15 protein-coding genes are annotated in these 18,223 nt (G+C 45.6%); 5 read left to right on the top strand and 10 right to left on the bottom strand.

All coding sequences use genetic code 11. The annotated features are described in order from the left end of the window. Nucleotides 1–236 precede the first annotated feature (236 nt). Nucleotides 237–587: an entry exclusion lipoprotein TrbK gene (gene trbK, locus DN730_RS19145; protein ID WP_211313815.1), complete on the bottom strand. Its 351-nt coding sequence runs from the start codon at nt 585–587 to the stop codon at nt 237–239. 323 nt (nt 588–910) lie between these two features. Then, entirely contained in the window at nt 911–1,645 is a 735-nt protein-coding gene (locus DN730_RS03785) for a dienelactone hydrolase family protein (protein WP_115466756.1), read from the bottom strand. A 356-nt stretch (nt 1,646–2,001) separates the two neighbouring features. Between DN730_RS03785 and DN730_RS03780 the strand changes: the two genes are divergently transcribed. Further along, nucleotides 2,002–2,433: a hypothetical protein gene (locus DN730_RS03780; RefSeq protein ID WP_115466755.1), complete on the top strand. Its 432-nt coding sequence runs from the start codon at nt 2,002–2,004 to the stop codon at nt 2,431–2,433. On the opposite strand, the gene DN730_RS03775 is transcribed toward DN730_RS03780, so the two are convergent. The 3 genes from DN730_RS03775 to DN730_RS03765 form a co-directional block, all read right to left on the bottom strand. Next, entirely contained in the window at nt 2,412–3,047 is a 636-nt protein-coding gene (locus tag DN730_RS03775; protein ID WP_245957882.1) for an ATP-binding cassette domain-containing protein, read from the bottom strand. The two genes, DN730_RS03780 and DN730_RS03775, sit on opposite strands and share 22 nt — an antisense overlap. Further along, on the bottom strand, nt 3,041–4,654 hold the full coding sequence (locus tag DN730_RS03770; protein ID WP_245957881.1) for an ABC transporter permease: 1,614 nt from the start codon (nt 4,652–4,654) through the stop codon (nt 3,041–3,043). The genes DN730_RS03775 and DN730_RS03770 overlap by 7 nt, the downstream gene beginning before the upstream one ends. A gap of 75 nt (nt 4,655–4,729) precedes the next feature. Then, nucleotides 4,730–5,944 (bottom strand): ABC transporter substrate-binding protein, encoded by a 1,215-nt coding sequence (locus DN730_RS03765; RefSeq protein WP_115466752.1) that lies wholly within the window; start codon nt 5,942–5,944, stop codon nt 4,730–4,732. A gap of 168 nt (nt 5,945–6,112) precedes the next feature. On the opposite strand from DN730_RS03765, the gene DN730_RS03760 reads away from it, so the two are divergent. From DN730_RS03760 to DN730_RS03750, 3 genes are read left to right on the top strand one after another with little or no spacing between them, the layout of a single operon-like run. Next, nucleotides 6,113–7,255 carry a succinylglutamate desuccinylase/aspartoacylase family protein gene (locus DN730_RS03760; RefSeq protein WP_115466751.1) on the top strand — a complete coding sequence of 381 codons (1,143 nt, stop codon included), beginning with the start codon at nt 6,113–6,115 and terminating at the stop codon, nt 7,253–7,255. Between the two features lie 32 nt (nt 7,256–7,287). Next, nucleotides 7,288–9,579, top strand: a complete 2,292-nt coding sequence (locus tag DN730_RS03755; RefSeq protein WP_245957880.1) for an ATP-dependent helicase — start codon at nt 7,288–7,290, stop codon at nt 9,577–9,579. An 11-nt stretch (nt 9,580–9,590) separates the two neighbouring features. Then, on the top strand, nt 9,591–10,553 hold the full coding sequence (locus DN730_RS03750; RefSeq protein WP_115466749.1) for an isopenicillin N synthase family dioxygenase: 963 nt from the start codon (nt 9,591–9,593) through the stop codon (nt 10,551–10,553). A gap of 51 nt (nt 10,554–10,604) precedes the next feature. Here DN730_RS03750 and DN730_RS03745 read toward each other — a convergent pair whose 3' ends face one another. The 5 genes from DN730_RS03745 to DN730_RS03725 all read right to left on the bottom strand — a co-directional run bounded on the left by DN730_RS03745 (nt 10,605) and on the right by DN730_RS03725 (nt 17,061). Beyond that, complete coding sequence (locus DN730_RS03745) at nt 10,605–11,372, bottom strand: class II glutamine amidotransferase (protein WP_115466748.1); 768 nt, start codon at nt 11,370–11,372, stop codon at nt 10,605–10,607. 64 nt (nt 11,373–11,436) lie between these two features. Continuing rightward, nucleotides 11,437–13,104 carry a methyl-accepting chemotaxis protein gene (locus tag DN730_RS03740; protein WP_115466747.1) on the bottom strand — a complete coding sequence of 556 codons (1,668 nt, stop codon included), beginning with the start codon at nt 13,102–13,104 and terminating at the stop codon, nt 11,437–11,439. Nucleotides 13,105–13,390: 286 nt separating this feature from the next. Then, entirely contained in the window at nt 13,391–13,795 is a 405-nt protein-coding gene (hisI, locus tag DN730_RS03735; RefSeq protein ID WP_115466746.1) for a phosphoribosyl-AMP cyclohydrolase, read from the bottom strand. After that, a complete protein-coding gene (locus DN730_RS03730) occupies nt 13,792–14,655 on the bottom strand; it encodes a 6-carboxytetrahydropterin synthase (RefSeq protein ID WP_115466745.1) in 864 nt (287 codons plus the stop codon). Before DN730_RS03730 ends, hisI begins: the two co-directional genes overlap by 4 nt. 267 nt (nt 14,656–14,922) lie before the next feature. Further along, a complete protein-coding gene (locus DN730_RS03725; protein WP_425452696.1) occupies nt 14,923–17,061 on the bottom strand; it encodes a KAP family P-loop NTPase fold protein in 2,139 nt (712 codons plus the stop codon). A gap of 725 nt (nt 17,062–17,786) precedes the next feature. Between DN730_RS03725 and DN730_RS03720 the strand changes: the two genes are divergently transcribed. Further along, the gene (locus DN730_RS03720) at nt 17,787–18,206 is read left to right on the top strand and encodes a hypothetical protein (protein WP_115466743.1); all 420 of its coding nucleotides are present in this window, start codon (nt 17,787–17,789) and stop codon (nt 18,204–18,206) included. Nucleotides 18,207–18,223 lie beyond the last annotated feature (17 nt).

The following is an 18,223-nucleotide window of genomic DNA, read 5'->3' as shown; positions in this document are numbered from 1 at the left end:
GAGTTTGGGCTGGATTGAAAGTACTACGATGGTGGTATGTTTTGATGATCGACAGGGAGGTGCTTGGTTGTTTCTGTATTGTTTCAATGTCTTATGTGATTGAAGGATGTGCTTCTTGAGCAATTAGGGTGATAAGGTAAAGCTGGCAGCCAATACCAGTTAAAGAAGGTGTTGGCTGCCTAAAGGTTTAATCAATAAATAGCGAAGCGGGGATCGAATATTGATTAAATAAATGGTTAGTTACTGCCATCTTCTGTTGTGTTGGTTGTTTCGTCGTACAGTTCTTCGACAGACTCTTTGCTGTCCTCGTACAACTCTTGTGTGGCATCTTTTCCGTCTTCATAAAGCTCTTCGGCTTTGTCTGCGCTTTGCTCCATTAGGTCGGATGCCTTCTCTTTGCTTTGCTCCATTTTATAGTCAAAGCAGCTATCAGAAAACTCACTGCGTATCTTGCTGTCTTTGATTTGGCTGATGTTTGCTTGGGTGCAGTTCTCTTCGTTCACTGTCGGCATTTTTTCGCTGCATGCTGTTGTAAGTGTGGCGGCCAATGCAAGACCTACGATGTATTTTGGTTTGATGAAGTCCATGATGTCTTCCCTTTAGATTGTCGTTCAGTGAGTTTGAAATGTACGCGCTGAAGGCTTTGGCTTTGTACAGGCTGAGGAAGTATCGATTGCCTGTATTGCGTGTCGCTATGCGCCGCTGCTCTTGAGCTTGAGCGCATTGTTCATTCTTGGAGTTAATTGATCAATTCAGGATTTTGTAAACAATTTTTTTTGATGACTTCGTCCAATTTTGTCAGTGCATCGTGCTGTAACTGTAAAGCCCTAGAGGTGGAGTGCTGTGTGGCTTAGGAGAGAAGGCAAAAAAGCCCTAAAAATAGGGCTTTTTTGTGGTAGATCTTTGCATTCTAAAGTGATCGACGAAATTGGTTGATTGCCATTTGATAGCATTGAATGGCGAGCTCTGGGTCGTATCGATCTCCCTCGTCTCGCATGAATGCGTGTTGGGCATTGAATTCGTGCCAGGTGAAGTTACGCTCGGTCTCCATTAGTTTTTGGTGTATTTTTTGACGCCCTTCTAGCGGAACGTGTGGGTCTTGTTTTCCCCACACCATTGTTATTTCACCTTTGATGTCTCCAGTGCGTGTTAGGGAGTCATTGTTCTCGTCGCAGGGAAGAGTGTTTGAATGAATGTCAGTTGCGTACAAGCAAAAAGCTGAAGTGATTTTAGAATTCAGTGCTGCGCGGTAGGCTAGGTGTCCGCCGATGCATACTCCCATGGTGCCAAATGTTCCGGAGCAGTAAGGTTGTTGCCCAAAAAACGTAATCATGGCCTCAGTATCACTATCGTGGTGTTCTAGAGGTTTTGTGAATTTATCTTGGTTGCCCTTATCTTTGCCTGCGTCATCGTACGCGAGAACGGTGCCAACTGGATTGAGTTCGTGAAACACTTCTGGCGTGACGACAACGAAGCCATGTCCAGCGAGTGTTTTGGCGGCTCGCTCTATTGGAGTGGTAATCTGAAAAATCTCAGAGTAGAAAATAATGCAAGGGTACTGGCCTTCAGTTTGAGGGCGATAAATCTGGCAACGCATGGCGCCTGTTGCTGTTTCGATTTCCTGTGTTGCTTGTTGAATGATCATAGTGCTCCAAGAAAGGGTGGTTAACTTCAGTTAGGTGTTGGATGTATTAGATTATTTAAACACAAAAGCATAGGTTTGAGTGTGTTCTATAGCGTGTGGATTGGGTTTGTAAAAGTAGCGATGTAGATTCTTGGTCATAGAGAAGCATCGGAACTAGAGAGGTGCATAAAGGTTCTATTGAATAATTTTGATAATTTATATTTTGTATTTACATTTTGTGATCGAGAATCTCCAGTAGATCTACAAATTTTTGAGTTATGTCGAGATTAGGGAAATAGTGTTGTATCAACGGGTTTTTAATGGTCACCGGTATTGCTCTGATCTATAACTAAGGCGAACTTTAATGGAGTTGAATTATGCGACAACTAAAACCTATGAGTGTAATGCTAGGCGCGATGCTATTGACGGCGTGTGCATCGAGCTCCCATGTTGTGACTGGAGAGCAGCGAGCGCCTATTGCGCCTGAAGAGGTAACAATCTATTCGCAAGCGCCAGCGCTAAAATATGAAATTATCGGGACGGTAAGCGCTTCAAGTAGTAAGGGGCTTTCCCAACAAGGCCGCTTGGATGCAGCAAAGCAAGAGTTGGTAGAGGAAGCGGCTCAATTAGGCGCTAATGGTGTCATTGTGAATGGTCTCAACGACTCCGGTGGTGTTAGCACAGGTATTTCTACTGGATTGTCAGGCGGTAGCGGCGGCTTTTCAACGGGTCTTGGCACCAGTATTACTATTCACTCGGCAGATGTTAAAGGTCAAGCGATCTACGTCTACGGTGCAGGCGACAAGTAGCAGGTGTCATGTGATATAGCGGTCGCGTCTTCTGGATCATGGGTGACTAGTATTGCAGGTATATTGTGTTCTTTAACGGCTAACAACACCAATTTTCTCATATCAGTTCTTAAGGACTGATCAAGTTTACTGAATGGCTCATCTAGCAGCAGTGCATTGGGTTGCGAACTTAGAGTGCGAGCGAGTGCGAGACGAGCCTGTTGTCCGCCAGAAAGATGTTGTGGAAGTTTGTTTGCATGTTCAGAGAGTCCGACAGAGGCTAAAGATTGCATGGTCAGCTCTCGCCGTTGGTGTTTTGGGCTGTTACTTGGCAGTGCAAAGCGAATATTTTCTTCGACGCTCATATGGGGGAATAGAAGGGGGGCTTGTTGAAGTAGGCCGAGTTGGCGTTTCTCCGCGGGAAGCGGATTGAGAGGCTTATCATTAAGCCATATTTCCCCTTTACCATTCATGCCTGCTGGCAGTGAATCCGCCAAATAGGCTAGTAAAGTCGATTTGCCAATACCGCTTGGCCCCATTACCGCAAGGATGGTGCCATTTTCTATCGTCGCTGAAAAGGGGCTAATGAGGGCCTCTTGTTGGTTGAACACTTGAATATCTTTAAGAGCTAGCACATTCGTTTCCTTATTGTTAAGCGTATTGGTGTCCAATAACGCGGTAGCAACATGGCCAGAGCAAAGATACATAGCGGCATGATGGCCTGCATAAGCGCCATGATACTGACGAGTTTCCTGTCCCCGCTTGCAGCTCGTGTGACCGCTTCAGTTGTCAGCGTTGTAATGCGGCCCTCACCTGCCATTAATGTGGGTAGGTATTGCGCCATACTGACAGAAAAGCCAATGGCAAATGTCGCAAACAATGGAGCTTTCAGCATCGCCAGTTTAATCATGAAAAAGTTACGCCATTTTAAAGGCTTTAAGCGATTTGCTTGATCTAAATACGCTTGGTCGTACGCTAGGTAAGGGCTTTTTAATGTCAGGTAAACATAAGGTAGTGAGTAGAACGTATGTAACGCTGCCACGCTGTACCAAGTTCCATTAAGGTTTAACCACAGTAGTGAAACTTGCACGCCAAAAAGTAATGTCACTTGCGGCAGAATAATCGGAATGTATAGCAGTCGTTGAGTGTGGCTCCTACTTAGATCGGTATGACGCTCCTTTTCAAGGAGGATTAGGCTCAGTACTAATGCAATGGTTGTTGAGGTGAAGGCGAGCGTGAGTGACTGAGTGCTAAGCTCTATCAATGAACGGCTGGCTCGTGAAATATTGTCAAATGTCCAAGTACTCGGAAACGTATCTGGAAAGCGCCATCGCTTGGCGAATGCCCAAAGCGGTAAGATCAGCAACGTCAGTGCGGTCATCACTATGGTGCATGCTGCCCCGATTGCGCCGACTGTCGTTAGCCAGCGAAATGGGGTTTTTCTATCGCCTCGTAACGCTTCGTAATGGCGATAAGAGATCAAGGTTTTGGCAGCTAGATGCCAGCCTATCATTACACCCAAAACCACCATTGTCAGGGCGATCGCGGCCGCGCTGGCGAGCCCTCTCATACTTAACGAAGGATCATTAAACCAACGTAACAATGTTACCGCTAACGTTGAAGGCGTGTTAGGGCCGATGATGCTAGCCACATCAACGACGGTTAAGTTGAAAGCCAGAACAATGAATATCGGTAATCGAATCAACTCATAGAGCCTCGGTAACACTACAAAATGCCACGCAGAGGTGCGATCGTAGCCAAGTACGCGGGCGGTTGTAATGTGAGCGTTAGGATTAAGTTGCGAAATGGCGGCTAACAACGCAAATAATAAATAGGGCATCTCTTTGACAACTAACGCGAGAATGAGCGTAATGCCGTAGGGGTCTTGCGTCGTGAGTAGGTTGGGTGGTCGATCCCAGCCGGATAGCCAAGGACTAATAAAGCGTATCAGCCAGCCAGAGGGCGATAGCAAAAAGAGTAGTCCGATGGTGATGGCTGCATGCGGGATGGACAGAATAGGTGTGATGGCGCTTTGAAAGCGTTGGAACCAAGAGCGATGATAGCACAGTACCAACAGACTGGATGCGAACCAATACGAAAGTAGAGTGGCGATTATGCCGGAGCTGCCGCTAAGCCATAACCCCGACCAAAACTCCGGCTGACTGCCTAACGCTAGCCAATGGTCTAGCGTTAGCTCATAGCGAGAGAAAGCAGGTTCAAACCCAAAGCTCGGCAGGAGCACGCCTAGTGCTCCCACAAAAAGCGGAGCGCAGAGCGCTCCAATGACTATCCAATATAACAAGGAAATGCCTAGTGCTTAATTTGCATAGCGCTTGCGCCATTCGGTTTCTAACGCGCCCATCCAAGAGCTGTGTGGCTCGGGTAATGTTGTTCCTAACTCTTCAAGAGACAGCGTCGCAATACCTTTTGGTAAATCATCAAACGCCTTTTGCTGACTTGAAGAAAGCTTGGTGTAGTCTAATACGCTTAGGTCTCCCCAAACAGTTGGTGTTTGTTTATACACTTGCGCTTCTGGAGATATTAAGTAGTTTGCAACAACTTGAGCGGCCGCCTTCGCGCCACTATTGTAGGGGATTGCGACAAAGTGCGTATTACCAATGGTGCCATTTGTAAATACATATGAACGCACCGTGTCTGGTAAGTTGCCTTGGTCAATTTGGACGGTTGCAGCAGAGACATCGAAGCTCAGTGCGACATCGATTTCACCATCATCCAGTAACCGGATCATTTCCTCTGCGGAAGATGGAAACACTTGACCATTACGCCAAGCGACAGAATGAAGCTCGTCGAGAAAGTCCCATAATGGTTTTGTAACCTTATCGAAATCAATGTTGCTGACGGGTTGCAGTAGTGCCGCTTTATGCGGTGTTAATTCATGCAGCGCTTGCTTTAGAAACGTGGAGCCTAAAAATTGAGGTGGTTCAGGGTAACTGATTCGTCCTGGGTTCGCCTTAGCATACGATAGAAGTTGCGCCATAGATTTGGGCGGCGTTTCGAGTTCAGCAGTGTCGTACATGAAAATCACTTGCGCCATGCCCCAAGGTGATTCCATGCCGTCAACGGCAGTGCCAAAATCTTGTGTCAAGCTCTGGCGTGCTTGTGGGTTCACATACGCTTTGTAGTTTGGCAAATCGTTGGCAAATGGGCCGTATAATAACTCTCCGTCTTTCATGGCGCGGAAGTTTTCGCCATTGATCCATATTAGATCGATTGAGCCATTATCATTTTTATTGGCCGTTTTTTCCGCCAATACACGGCTGACGGCGTCGGCTGTGTCCGTCAACTTAACGTGTTCAAGTTGGATGTTGTATTGATCCTCGACTTGGTCTGCCACCCACTGGATGTAGCGGTTAATGTTGTCAGAACCCCCCCACGCATTCCAATACACGGTTTGTCCATCAGCTTGTTTAACTGTCTCAGACCAGCTTTGGTCGATAGCGAAAGAAGGAAGGGAGGCACTCAAGCCTAAGGTTAAAACGCAGGCAGAGTGTAGGGTGGATCTAATGTTCATTCATGGCTCCTAATGATCAACGTCTATTACCGTTAGACGCAAAGAAATTCGTTTTCTTACAAGGATTTATTTTTTTATTCGAACAGGCTTTTAGCGTACCATGTCGCTTCCGTAAATTCTTCGTTAAAGCGACGATTCACTGATACGTCATAAGGGTGAATGTAGATCATGAGTTACCAGATATATTCCCACACTCTGCCCAGTGCCACACCCGGTACCCAGCGTATTATCAAGGCGCATCACTTCGGTACTGCAGGTGCTCGACCAAAGATCTATTTACACGCTGGTTTGCATGCTGATGAATGGCCTGGTTTTCTTGTCCTCAACGCGTTAATCAAAAAATTAAAGGTCGCCGAAGAGGCGGGTTTGATTGATGGGGAAGTGATTGTTGTGCCCGTTGCGAACCCTATTGGTCTTGGACAAAACTTCCATGGTTACATTCCTGGACGCTTTGCGTTTTCTGATGGCGGCGGCAATTTTAACCGTAACTGGCCTCAGCTCGGTGCCAAAGTAGAGCGGGCTGTTGGAGAGCAAGTATCAGGCGATGTCGATGCCAACTTGACGCTTGTGCGTCAAGCTATTCGTCAAGAGTTGGCAACATTGCCGGAACTGACTGAGCTACAAGGATTGCGAAAGACCTTGCTCGCGCTTTCTATGGATGCCGATGAAGTGCTGGATCTGCATTGTTCAGGAGAGGCATGCATGCATGCTTATGTGGCGCAGGAGTTTGAGGAATATTTTAAGCCGCTATTAGGGTTGTTGGGGGCAGAAGTCGCGCTTTCTGAGCTTGAGACCGGCGCGCATTCGTTTGATGAAACCAATGTTGCTGTTTGGCGTCATTTGAAATCTCACTATGCTCATCTAATGCCTTGGGGATGTCGTTCGATGACGGTCGAACTGCGAGGTGAGAATGATATCTCTAATGAACTGGCTGAGCAGGATGCGCAGGCACTGTTTGACTATTTCATCTATCGAGGTGTGATCAACGGTGAAGCACCGGACATTGATGATTCAGGGGTGACCTACTATCCGCTCGACGCAATGGATCTTGTTAAAGCGCCTGTAGCAGGCATTGCATGTTTTCATAAGTGTTTAGGAGAGTCAGTCGAAGCGGGGGAAGTGATCGGTGAAGTTGTGGATCTGATGGCGGATGACGTCGAGAACAGCTCCTATCCGCTTGTGGCGCGAGCCAGTGGCGTTTTTTTCGCACGATTTCAACGACGTCTGGTGGTCTGCGGTGAGTCGATAGCAAAAATTGCTGGCCGGGAGCATTTAGCTTTTCGAGAAATCGGACATTTGTTTGAAGATTAATCCATTATTTTGCCCACAGGTTGAGCGTTAGCGTGTTTACATACCCCTATACCGATGAGCAGCAATCGGTCATCCAACATTCCCTCGAACGGCATGCCAAAGTCATTGCAGTAGCTGGTGCAGGTAAAAGCACGACCTTGATCGGACGCATACAGTACCTGTTAGACCAAGGGGTTCCAGCGGAAAAAATCGGCGTATTTATGTTTAACAAAAGCGCCCAAGAAGAGTTTACTCAGCGGCTTAGCGTCTCTCAAGCGGCACGTAACAGTGCACGCTTGCCGCAAGTTATGACCTTTCATGCTTTTGGTATGCGTCTGTGTAAGCGATTGGAACAACGCAACGTGCTGCCGACAGCACGTTTAGTGACCGACGAATTTTCGTTGATCAAATTGATCCGCGAAGCGCGTCAGCGTTTGCAGCGTCAAGACGCCGATATTGAAATTCAAGATGAACGAGACTGGCTCGAAGATTTTTTACTGTATAACGATCAAGTGAAAGCAGCGAGCGTCTCTGCAAAAGAGGTGTTTGAGGAAGGTGGCTGGTCTCGCGAGTGTCGTTATTTCCCGCATTTGTTTGAGCAGCTTGAGTCACTCCGACGTCAGTCGAACGTACGTTTTTTTTCCGATCTTCTCTCCGACCCATATGAGTACGTCAAAGCGGCAGACCCTGCGCAGCGACATTATGTGCAAACGCTCGTGCCCGAGTATGACTATCTGCTTATCGATGAGTTTCAGGACATAAACCCGTGTCAGTACGAGTTACTGAAAGCGCTTTATCTTGAACGCGCGCGCTGGATGATCGTCGGTGATGTACAGCAGTGCATTTATGAATGGCGCGGCGCCTCGCCAATTATTATGGCAGAGCAGTTCGATCACGATTTTCAGGCGGTTGATGTTTACCCGCTCGCGTGCAGTTTCCGTTTTGGTCACAGCATTGGCATGATGGCAACGTGTGTGGTCTCGCAAAATCATGCGAATCAAATGGTTATTGGGCAAGGTCAACCGACAGAGATTGATTTTGCCCGCTCAAATCTTCCCGGACGCGCATTATTGACTGAACTTAAACAGTGGCATGAGGCGGGCGAGAGTCTTGAAAATAGCGCCGTTTTGGTGCGGTTATACAGTGATATGGTCCCGGTGCAATTAGCATTGATGCATAAAGGTGTGCCGTACCAACTTCATGGCGACTCTCCATTGCTTGATAATCGCCAGATTCGGATGCTGATGGCGTATTTAGCGGTCATGGCGGGCGGATTGCAGAATCCTGCGATGTTTTATGACCCCGCTGATATTGAATACCTAGTGACGATTCCTAACGTCACAAATGTATCGGCTGAGCGTTCAAAATTGCTTACCCAAGCAAGACAGGCTCCCCATTTGATTCCAGACTTACTGGAGTCCCTAGCGGATCAAAAAGAGGGATGGAAAGGGAAGAAGATCGCTGAACGCGCCGATTGGTTGCGTAGTTTGTCGCTTTACCAAAAAGACCCTGCGCAAGGACTCTTGGCGACCATAGATAAGCTTGGTATCTATCGATATTTTGAACATACCAGCAGTAAGGACATTCAAACCCAAGAGAAAATTGCCACATGTGAGGCATTTTTAAGTTATGTCCGTGGAGTGGGTAGCGACGCAGGAACGATTATTGCACAATTGGTCAAGCTTGATGAGCAGGACAGTCAGCACACCCACGGAGTTCACCTAATGACGATTCACAAAGCCAAAGGCTTGGAGTTCGATTTGGTAATGATGTCTGGGCTGCAAGAAGGACGTTTTCCGTATTACGACGAAGATCTTAGTAGTATAGACCGACAGGCTGCATCCCAGATGCAAGCAGAGCGACGTTTGTTTTATGTTGCCATGACCCGAGCACGTAAACGCTTAGTGTTCTTAGAATGCCCAGCAAGTGATGAAAGTAAATTATTGCATGCTGGCGATCTCCCCAGTGGTGCTGCCCGTTCTGCCAGTTTGTCGCGCTTTGTGTTTGAGGCTCAACCGATGCCGGTGCAGTCTATCTGTTCGGTATGGCGGGGCTTGGTTCAATCGGAGCCGTTAGCCGCGACTTTATCACCTAAGTTGCAAGACTATTTGAAGCAAGCGGAAGGCCCAAAAGTAGAGTTTAAAAAAGTCGCAGCGTTAACAAAAGCGACGCTTAAAGCAGGAGATAAAGTGCGCCACGATCAATATGGTCAAGGTGTGGTGGTTCGTCAGGAGTCGAGTGGCAAGCGGATGATATACGTGGACTTTGCTGATGACGGCTTGAAGCGCTTTAATCCGAAACATACCAAGCTAGTACACCTAGCATTACAACAGAATGATGATTGACCGGAGAAAAAATGGGCATTCCATTAATTGATTTCTCAAAGCTGACCAGTACAGACAGTGCAGAACGTGCTGGAGAAATAAAGCAGCTTGATACCGCGTGCCGAGAGATTGGCTTTTTCTACTTGATTAATACGGATATAGACCAAGCATTAGTGTCTCGAATGATGACGGCCGCCAAACGGTTTTTTGCGCAGTCAGAAGAAGAGAAGTTAAAAATCGACATTAAGAACAGCGTTAATCATCGTGGTTATGGTCGCGTTGGCGAAGAGCAGTTGGATGAAGTCAATCGTGCCGATTGGAAAGAAACGTTTGATATGGCGCTGGATCTGCCAAGCTCACATCCTTTAGTGCAAAAATATCCGAAAATGCATGGTCCCAACCAAAACCCTACGGATCCAATCGTTGTGGAAACACTGCATGATTATTACCTCACTGCATTTGGTGTGTCACAAGCCTTACTGCAATCCATGGCGGAAGCACTGGATTTAGAGCCGGATTTTTTCAGTCGCTGCTTTACAGATCATGTGACGGTGTTACGTATGATTCATTATCCGCCACGCCCGAGTGTTGAGCATGATAATGGGGCAGGTGCACACACGGATTATGGCTGTGTCACATTGTTGTTGCAGGATGATATTGGTGGTTTAGAAGTTAAGCATCGTAATGGCGAGTGGATGCAGGCAACACCTATGGAAGGGGCTTTGGTGGTGAATATTGGTGATTTGATGCAGCGCTGGACCAACGATGAATATGTCTCAACGGCGCATCGAGTGCGTGCTTCTGCATCGGGTGTCCATCGCTATTCGTTCCCATTTTTTGTGGAGCCAGACTATGAGACGAACGTGGCGTGTGTCCCAACATGTCAATCTGAGGACAAACCGGCGAAGTATGAGCCGATTTACAGTGGCGATTGGATTCAGTCTCGCTTCGATGCGACCTACGCCTATCGTGAAAGCGAAAAGTCCAACGCTTAACGATATCGCTGCTTAAGTTAAAAACGCGCCCAAGTGGCGCGTTTTTTTTGATTAGGCGAATAATGGAAAGCTATCAAATGATAGGTCAGATATTTTCATAATGTGCCCAGATGGCACTTGATTCCAACCATCACCAGAAAGATCCAAAGGCTCTGAGCCAATGACAATGTGCTCTGAGAAGCGTTTATAGTACAAAGATGGTGCGTGCTCGTCACTGGAGAAGCGAATGGCCCAAAGATCGCTTCCGTTAGATAGCATACTGGTAAAGCGAAGTGGTTCTTCAATGCCTTTCGCAGACATTAAATCTAAGATTTGATTCAACGTCGTCGTAATGGCTTGATGAGGATTGTCTTCTAAGCCGTTAGCAATCATCAGTAAGAAGATGGTTTCAGAGTCAGTGCTGCCGCGTTTGTAGGTGTACAAGTGCTCTGGAATCCAGCGATCCATTTGCCAACGAAGTGACTCATATTGGCCGATTTGTCCATTATGCATAAACAGCCAGTTTTTGTAGGCAAATGGATGGCAATTCGATCTTGCTGTGGATGCACCGGTTGAAGCGCGAACATGGGCGAAAAAAAGATTGCTGCGAATATGTCGCGCTAGGCTTTTTAAATTACAGTCGCTCCATGCAGGTAATATTTCGTGGTAGAGCCCGGGTTCTTCGCGCTCGTCATACCATCCTAAGCCAAACCCATCCGCATTGACCGTAACTTCAGACTTTCTCGCGCTCAAACTTTGATGGATGAGTGAATGGTCTGGCTCAAAAAGCAACTCTTCCAAATACACCGTATTGCCTTGGTAAGCCATCCAGCGACACATAAAACCCCCATTGTTAAAAAAGATGTAGGCTGCCTGAGCAGCCTATCGGTATTTCGAATTTCTATTAAACCTTAAAGTAGCGGATCTTGCTAGAAAGCGACGAAGCTAGGCCAGCCAGCTGATCAGCCCGAGTGCTGATTGCATTAATTGAGTCGTTCGTACGCTCTGCGATATCTGTAATGGTGGCTACATTACGACTCACCTCTGTTGTGACCGCTGCTTGCTGTTCGGCGGTTGCGGAAATGGAGTCATTCATTTCTCTAATGTGAGAAATGGAAGAAGTGATATTCGATAAGGTAGAGCCTTCTGAGCGTACTTGACTGACGGCCTCAGTGGAGCGTTCATGGCTTGCTTTCATGGATTGAACCGCAGCGGTCGTGCCTGTTTGTAGCTGTTGAATCATGCTTTCAATTTGTTGTGTGGCGTTTTGGGTGTTTTGAGCGAGATGACGAACTTCGTCTGCGACCACAGCGAATCCTCGACCTTGCTCGCCTGCTCGAGCGGCTTCAATGGCAGCATTGAGCGCAAGAAGGTTGGTTTGTTCAGCGATGCCTAAGATGACATTTAAGATGTTGTTAATTTCATCTGTGCTCTGCTTGAGGTCCGTAATGGTATCTGAGGAGTTGCTAATATCTTCTGCAAGCGCTTCGATCGTTCGAATAGTGGATTCTACGATTCGAGTGCTTTCGGTCGCAGCAGACTCAGCGGTATGAGCAGCCTGACTTGCCTGAGTGGTGGACTCAGAGACGTGCACTGCCGTGCCTTGAATTTCATGAATAGCGCCAGAAATATGCGCTGTTTCCGTGCGTTGCTGCCCCACCATTTCAGCCGAATCATTTGTGATTCTATTCAGATCATGTGCCGCTTCTGTGAGTGCAGAGCTGGATTTCGATACATCCGCCAAGATATCACACAGTTGATCTACGAGCTGGTCGAACGCTGTCTCTAAAGCTCCGATCTCATCACCACGATTTGTAGGCTTGCTCTGACGAACGAGCGTGCCTGCGGCGATCTGCTCGGCGCGTTTAACCACGTTACGTAGCGGGCCAGCAATACCGTTGATAATCATAAGGCTGAAGGCTATCCCGATTATGACAAGTAGAGCGGCGACACCGAAATTGGCATAAAGCGACTGATTCAGTTTTTGTGTTTGAGTGCTGGATACTTGGCCGCTGTATGCATCAATGATGGAAATAATTTCCTCCATTTTGATATTGATCGCTGCTAAACCTTCTTCTGCGCTTCGACGTGCTTTATTCGCCTTCATGGTGTTCAACTTTACCCACCATTCATATGTCGTTGTGCTGGCTTCCAAGAAGCTTGTTTGAAGAGCCTCTAGCTCGTTGATTTGGGTGTTTAAGGATGAGAGCAGTTCATTTGGCGGTAGTGCGGTAAGAGTGGTTTTCACTGCTCCTAGACTGTCTTTTAGATCCGTCGAAAGCGTTTTGAATTTGTTTGACGATTCCTCAATTTGCTCGACCCCGTAACCCCCTAAAGATTTTGCAATCGACACTTGGAAAAAGCCGCGCTCGAATTCGACACTTTGTCTAAGCATTAATTGGCGTGTTTTCTCTAAATTTTTGACAAGCTCTAGGCTTTGGTTGGAGATGGCCTGCAGATCATGTGACACGGATTTACTTGTTAGCGCTGAATTTGCCGTCGTCGCTAGGATCACGAGGGTAAACAGCAGCACAAGGGAGAGGATTTTGGTTCGTACTGATATGCTTCTCATATTTTTACCTAATATCTGTTTGGTGGAGACTTCATGCTTATGACAGACATTATGCAATTAATGGGCACGCTTTTGCTTTAGTAAGTTTAGTTTTTTCTATATTTTTCAATAACTTGGGTTTGCATATTGGTGTGACTTGGTGTGATTTGTTGCGTAAGCGACTTACGGTTTAACTTGCTGTGATGCAAGTAGGTGCGTTGTTCACGTAGGGGAGTGCAGTGGTAGGAACGGAAGAGGTAAGCTCGCTACAGACACGTGTCTCGTAGCGAGCCAAATGAGTGCAACCTTATTGAGGGTCTGACTCGACGATAACTTGGCCATCTTTTACTTCGAAGAAGAAGCAATCTCGACGGTTGGTATGGCAAGCAGGGCCTTTTTGGTCGACCTGTAACAAGATCGCATCACCGTCGCAATCAAACGCCATGGAGACTAAACTTTGACGATGACCAGAGCTTTCACCTTTGCGCCAATACGTTTGACGTGAACGCGACCAATAGCACACTTGGCCTGTTTCGAGGGTTTCACGGATTGATTTCTCGTTCATGTAGGCCAGCATTAATACTTCTTTGGTATCATGCTGCTGAGCGATGGCGGCTACTAAGCCATCTTTATCGTATTTTACGTTGGACAGTATTTCGTCTAACTCAATCACGGTTCCCTTGGGGGACATTTCAAATGCTTTTAAGCTCATTTTGATACCTTGTGTTCAGAAATAGCGCCTTTACCAATACCTTCAAATGCATGGACTTCGACGGTGTCGTCTGGATTTTCTCCGGCGAGTGTGCGTGCAATATGATCACTCAGTGATTCAACCGTCGTATCACAATCGAGCATGTAGCAACGGCGGCTATCGGTTTTGAGATCAAACAATCCTTGTGCGCTGGCATAACTAAAATGGTGGTAGCGGAAATCTCCGTCGACAATCATGCCAATCAGGTCTTCTTCGGTACCCAGATAAATGTCGCGCCAACGTTGTGCCCAATCATGCTCCAGTGCTTTATCACGCAGACCATTACGATAGATCTCAATGATAGATCGATGCCCATGAGCAATACGCTGGCAGTTGCCATCGTGTTTTTTTAACCCGTGGCTATATTGATACTGCGCTTCGTTTGTTTTCTCTGGCGTAAACTTTATTTGTACCGATTCAAGTTCTGCGGGTAGCAGGTCGATGATTTGTTGCTCTACCCAGCGCGCAGTATCTTCAGGTGTAATATGCGGTAATGGTAATTGGCAGAAGGCTTCACTGGGGGCGGTGCACTCGAACTGGGCACCATCTTGATGTCGGAAGCTAAATATCAGACGCCCGTCATTGTGATGGTCGAGTATGCTGTCAGGGTGGCTGACGGGTAACGCGAGCGTGTGATCGATGTGTTCGTCCAGCCATTGCTTAATGCGTTTCTTTACGATGCTAAAATCGCAAATCATGCTTTCGTCGTTCAGCTTGCCAGTGAGTGTGATATCGGTGTGCCAGCTTTCACCTAAAAGACCACGATCAGGGCAGAAATAAGAGAGATCGACGTGCGTTAGATTTTTAACAAATAGCTTCAACGATGAACCCTCAAAAATGATTGAGCGCGTATGGTACTAAAAGCGTTAGCGGATACCAACGGTCGTATCGGTAAGTTGCAAATATTTAAAGACTTAAATGTAGACAGCGTCAGTTAGTGTTGGTTTTTAATGACTTTATAGAGAAGTTTACTAGGGGGTGTTGATTGAAGCATAAGGTGATAAACTATTGAATCATAAGTTGGCAATTTCTTCTTTTGAACCCTTAGCAACAAGAACACGCTTTGAAAAAATAATAAATTTACATAATTATCTTAAGTATTCACCTTGCTTAATCGCTAGCTGTATATCCTTGGCTTCATCGGAATAGCTACCTACAGACAACGCCTCGAGTCTATCTTTGACTTCATTGAAGTCAAAGAACTTATCAATAGTACCTTGATGTAGAGGGTAATAAACTCTATCTGACATCGCCCAACCCCTCAATGAGTTCAATATCTTCAAAAAGTCTTCATCTGATTGACAACAGTCTTTGACCCACGCTTCAGCTTCTCCACTATTACCTATATGACTCCAGCCATAGAGAAATGAAGAAATATCAGGGTACGATAATATTTCATTATTATCCTTTGGTTGACTGAGGCGTGATTTAAGTATGTCAGTTGCCGATTGTAGAGCACCTTCAGATATTTCCCATTCGTCAGGATGAACAGGCTGATCACCAATGACGCCATGACGGTACAATTGATTTAAGAAAAAATGTCCCACTAACCAATTCAACGCAAGACCATCAGCCATTTTTTCGACAATGCTACAGAGTTCAGTTGGAGCTATATTTCCAAGTCTCTTAAGGCATGACTTAGCAAAGTCATTTGCTTTACCTGGCAGGGAATAATAAAAGGGTCTTAGATCCTCATCTTTACTAAGGGCAGTATCCATCATATTAGAAATTGCTGACAAAAAGCCCTCCAATTGTAAAGCAGTTAGTTCTTCTATAAGGGCATCATCCAGTCTATTTAGCACATGCTCGAACCAAGTTCTCTGAGAATGAGGGTATTGAGTTGTCAGATCAGTTAAGGCATTTTCCAGGGCTTCAATATTTTCATGCGCTAAAATCAGCAAGTTCTCAAAGTCATCATCACGTAAGGCAGCCTTTGGCCCTGTAAGAGCAAAATAGAATCTATAATGCAATGGACTAGCAAGCCTTTTAAGCTTTATTGATTCTCTAACTGAATGTTGATGAGTTGAGATAAAAACACATTTATCATCTTCCTCAACGCTAGAAATTCCAGGTATAAAATCGCTAAGGCTACTTATAGATTGCACTGAACCTAGCCCCTTTGCAGGCAAGAGCTCTTTTAACGTTCTTCCCATTTCTGTTCGTTCATAACCATCAACTACCGCGTTATGTGTTGCGATTACAGAAAGGGTAGCGAGGTAGTTCTCAATCCACTTGTACAGTTTGTGACGGGTTGTTTTAATTAGTTGTAATCTGCAAAAATCTGGAAAATAAACGTCATCTCTAACTTGCGGATAAACAAATCGGACGCTGTTTAAAGCAATCTTAACTTCTCGTGGAGTTGTTAGCCCACTACCTTCACGATCTACAGCTTTCCTAAGATCATCTAGAATAGACTTTTCCATCTCTTGGCTATGCGACTCTGTGTAAATAGTTACAGCTTCATTAAAAAATTGATAGCGTAGATCGAACGGCTCTGGTAAAGGTATGGAAAAAGTAAGCTGCACTACTTTTTGCAGAAAAAGATCACCGTCAGAAACATTTAGCCCTACTTCAAGAGCATGAGCTAACACATCCCTGTCGTAGCACATCATATAAGCAACTTTAGGGAAATCAGCTACAGATCTCACAAGGCGTACAACCTCTACCGCTTGCCCAGGTTCCAAGCGATCAAGGTCATCAAGGATTACAACAAACCCTATATCCAAATCTTTAAGCTTTTCAGCTATTTGTTTTTTTAACTCTGTAGGAGTTTGCTCTGTAGGAATAAATTGTTCAGCTACATCAGCTCCTTTTTCAAGAGCACTCCCTAATACTTGACTGCCCGGAAAGAAATTACCTGCAAAATTTGCCACTAATGCAGCTTTACGAGCGGTTTGAGGCCCATATTTTTGAAGAAGCTGACTTAGGTGTGTAACTTGTTCTTTATTAATACATTTAGAGTGCGAATCGCTTTGCTTTACAATCTCTATTTGCTCAAGCACTTTGGACATTGGTTGAAGTAGTGATAAAACCAATGGAGAGCTGTCTCCGTTTAACCAAGGTGCAATGGAGATTGTATAAACTTTTTCATCTTTTAAATCCTTCAGCTCAGCCTGAAGGAAATTTAAAAGAGAAGTCTTTCCTGACCCCCATTTACCCTCTAAACCAATCACCATGCCATCGCCTTTGGACGCTTCAATTATGGATGGCGCTAACTTCTTTGCAATACCAACAAAGCCAAATTGATCTTCTTTTTCATCTACCAGTGCTCGGTCTGAGTCTAAATGGGTCACTATACGTATATCCTATTCTGTGAATTAACGCAGCCTGAAAACTGAAATAGAAAGTCTAGTTTACTTAAGCTTGGGAGGTCCTGCGTCTAGATTACGAGAAAATATTACTATTGGCTTTTGTTAATTTTCGGGGGAATACTCGATTACCGCTGTGTGCCTGCTCAATGATCGAATTTTGATCGAAAGTGTTGTGGTCGTATTTGTCGGTACGGCTATCAGTTTTAGCTGGGCATTAGCAATATTATCACGCCAAAACACAAATCATATCTTCGCAAATTGACGACATCTGTGAACGCTTCCAAAAGACTATTCTGGCTGAGTTTTGTTAGGTCCCGTTCCACAAAAATCTAAATCGCCACTATTTACTTAGACTTTGAATCAAAAGGTGGCAAAACATTGATCCATAAAGTGACAAATTTTCGAAACCTAAGAGTTTCATTAAATATGACTTTGGTTACGATGCATTAAAGATACGCAAATGCATCTGCATTAAGCAAGAACTAGCTAAAAATGCTGCCTCCCTACCTTCAAATCGTTAATTTGCTGTAAGATACCCACCTTGCTCAATACGATAGTTACAAAGATTTAATCAAGTATCCTCAACAATTATCTAATGTTATGGAAGACATCCTATGAAATATGGACTTGGAGTTCTGATCATGTCAGCACTTCTTATCGGTTGCGGTGGAAACGACACAAACCAAGACACTTCTGCCGGTTCAGGCCAAACGTCTGGGGGTGAGTCTGGTTCAGGCGGTTCAGGCGGTTCAGGCGGTTCAGGCGGTTCAGGCCAAACGTCTGGGGGTGAGGATTATAAAACGTCCTTTGAAAGTTCAGGGTGGAACTGCTCACTAAGTGCTATTGAATGCTATAAAGTTGACGGCGTTCATTTTCTAACAGGAAACATTCAAACTGGTAATCAAGTCTCCAAGCTCATCGAAGCAAGCCAAGTCTTTGATGGTCTGCTTCAAGCCGCTACCCCCCCACAACATGTAATTGTAGGCAACTGCTCAACAAAATACGTTGGCGGAGGGTGGGTGCAATCATGTCTTGTAATAAACACTGATTCAGATGGTTAGAGGTCAAATATTGGTGA

The sequence above is a fragment of the Marinomonas piezotolerans genome, assembly GCF_003362755.1.
Taxonomy (GTDB): Bacteria; Pseudomonadota; Gammaproteobacteria; order Pseudomonadales; family Marinomonadaceae; genus Marinomonas; species Marinomonas piezotolerans.
Note: the sequence above shows the minus strand (reverse complement) of the source record. Positions and strands in the feature narration are given on the sequence as shown.

What these genes read in the sequence shown, in the direction of transcription:
- trbK (WP_211313815.1), bottom strand. Translation starts at nt 587, where the DNA reads ATGGACTTCATCAAACCAAAATACATCGTAGGTCTTGCATTGGCCGCC.
- DN730_RS03785 (WP_115466756.1), bottom strand. Translation starts at nt 1,645, where the DNA reads ATGATCATTCAACAAGCAACACAGGAAATCGAAACAGCAACAGGCGCC.
- DN730_RS03780 (WP_115466755.1), top strand. Translation starts at nt 2,002, where the DNA reads ATGCGACAACTAAAACCTATGAGTGTAATGCTAGGCGCGATGCTATTG.
- DN730_RS03765 (WP_115466752.1), bottom strand. Translation starts at nt 5,944, where the DNA reads ATGAACATTAGATCCACCCTACACTCTGCCTGCGTTTTAACCTTAGGC.
- DN730_RS03760 (WP_115466751.1), top strand. Translation starts at nt 6,113, where the DNA reads ATGAGTTACCAGATATATTCCCACACTCTGCCCAGTGCCACACCCGGT.
- DN730_RS03750 (WP_115466749.1), top strand. Translation starts at nt 9,591, where the DNA reads ATGGGCATTCCATTAATTGATTTCTCAAAGCTGACCAGTACAGACAGT.
- DN730_RS03745 (WP_115466748.1), bottom strand. Translation starts at nt 11,372, where the DNA reads ATGTGTCGCTGGATGGCTTACCAAGGCAATACGGTGTATTTGGAAGAG.
- DN730_RS03740 (WP_115466747.1), bottom strand. Translation starts at nt 13,104, where the DNA reads ATGAGAAGCATATCAGTACGAACCAAAATCCTCTCCCTTGTGCTGCTG.
- hisI (WP_115466746.1), bottom strand. Translation starts at nt 13,795, where the DNA reads ATGAGCTTAAAAGCATTTGAAATGTCCCCCAAGGGAACCGTGATTGAG.
- DN730_RS03720 (WP_115466743.1), top strand. Translation starts at nt 17,787, where the DNA reads ATGTCAGCACTTCTTATCGGTTGCGGTGGAAACGACACAAACCAAGAC.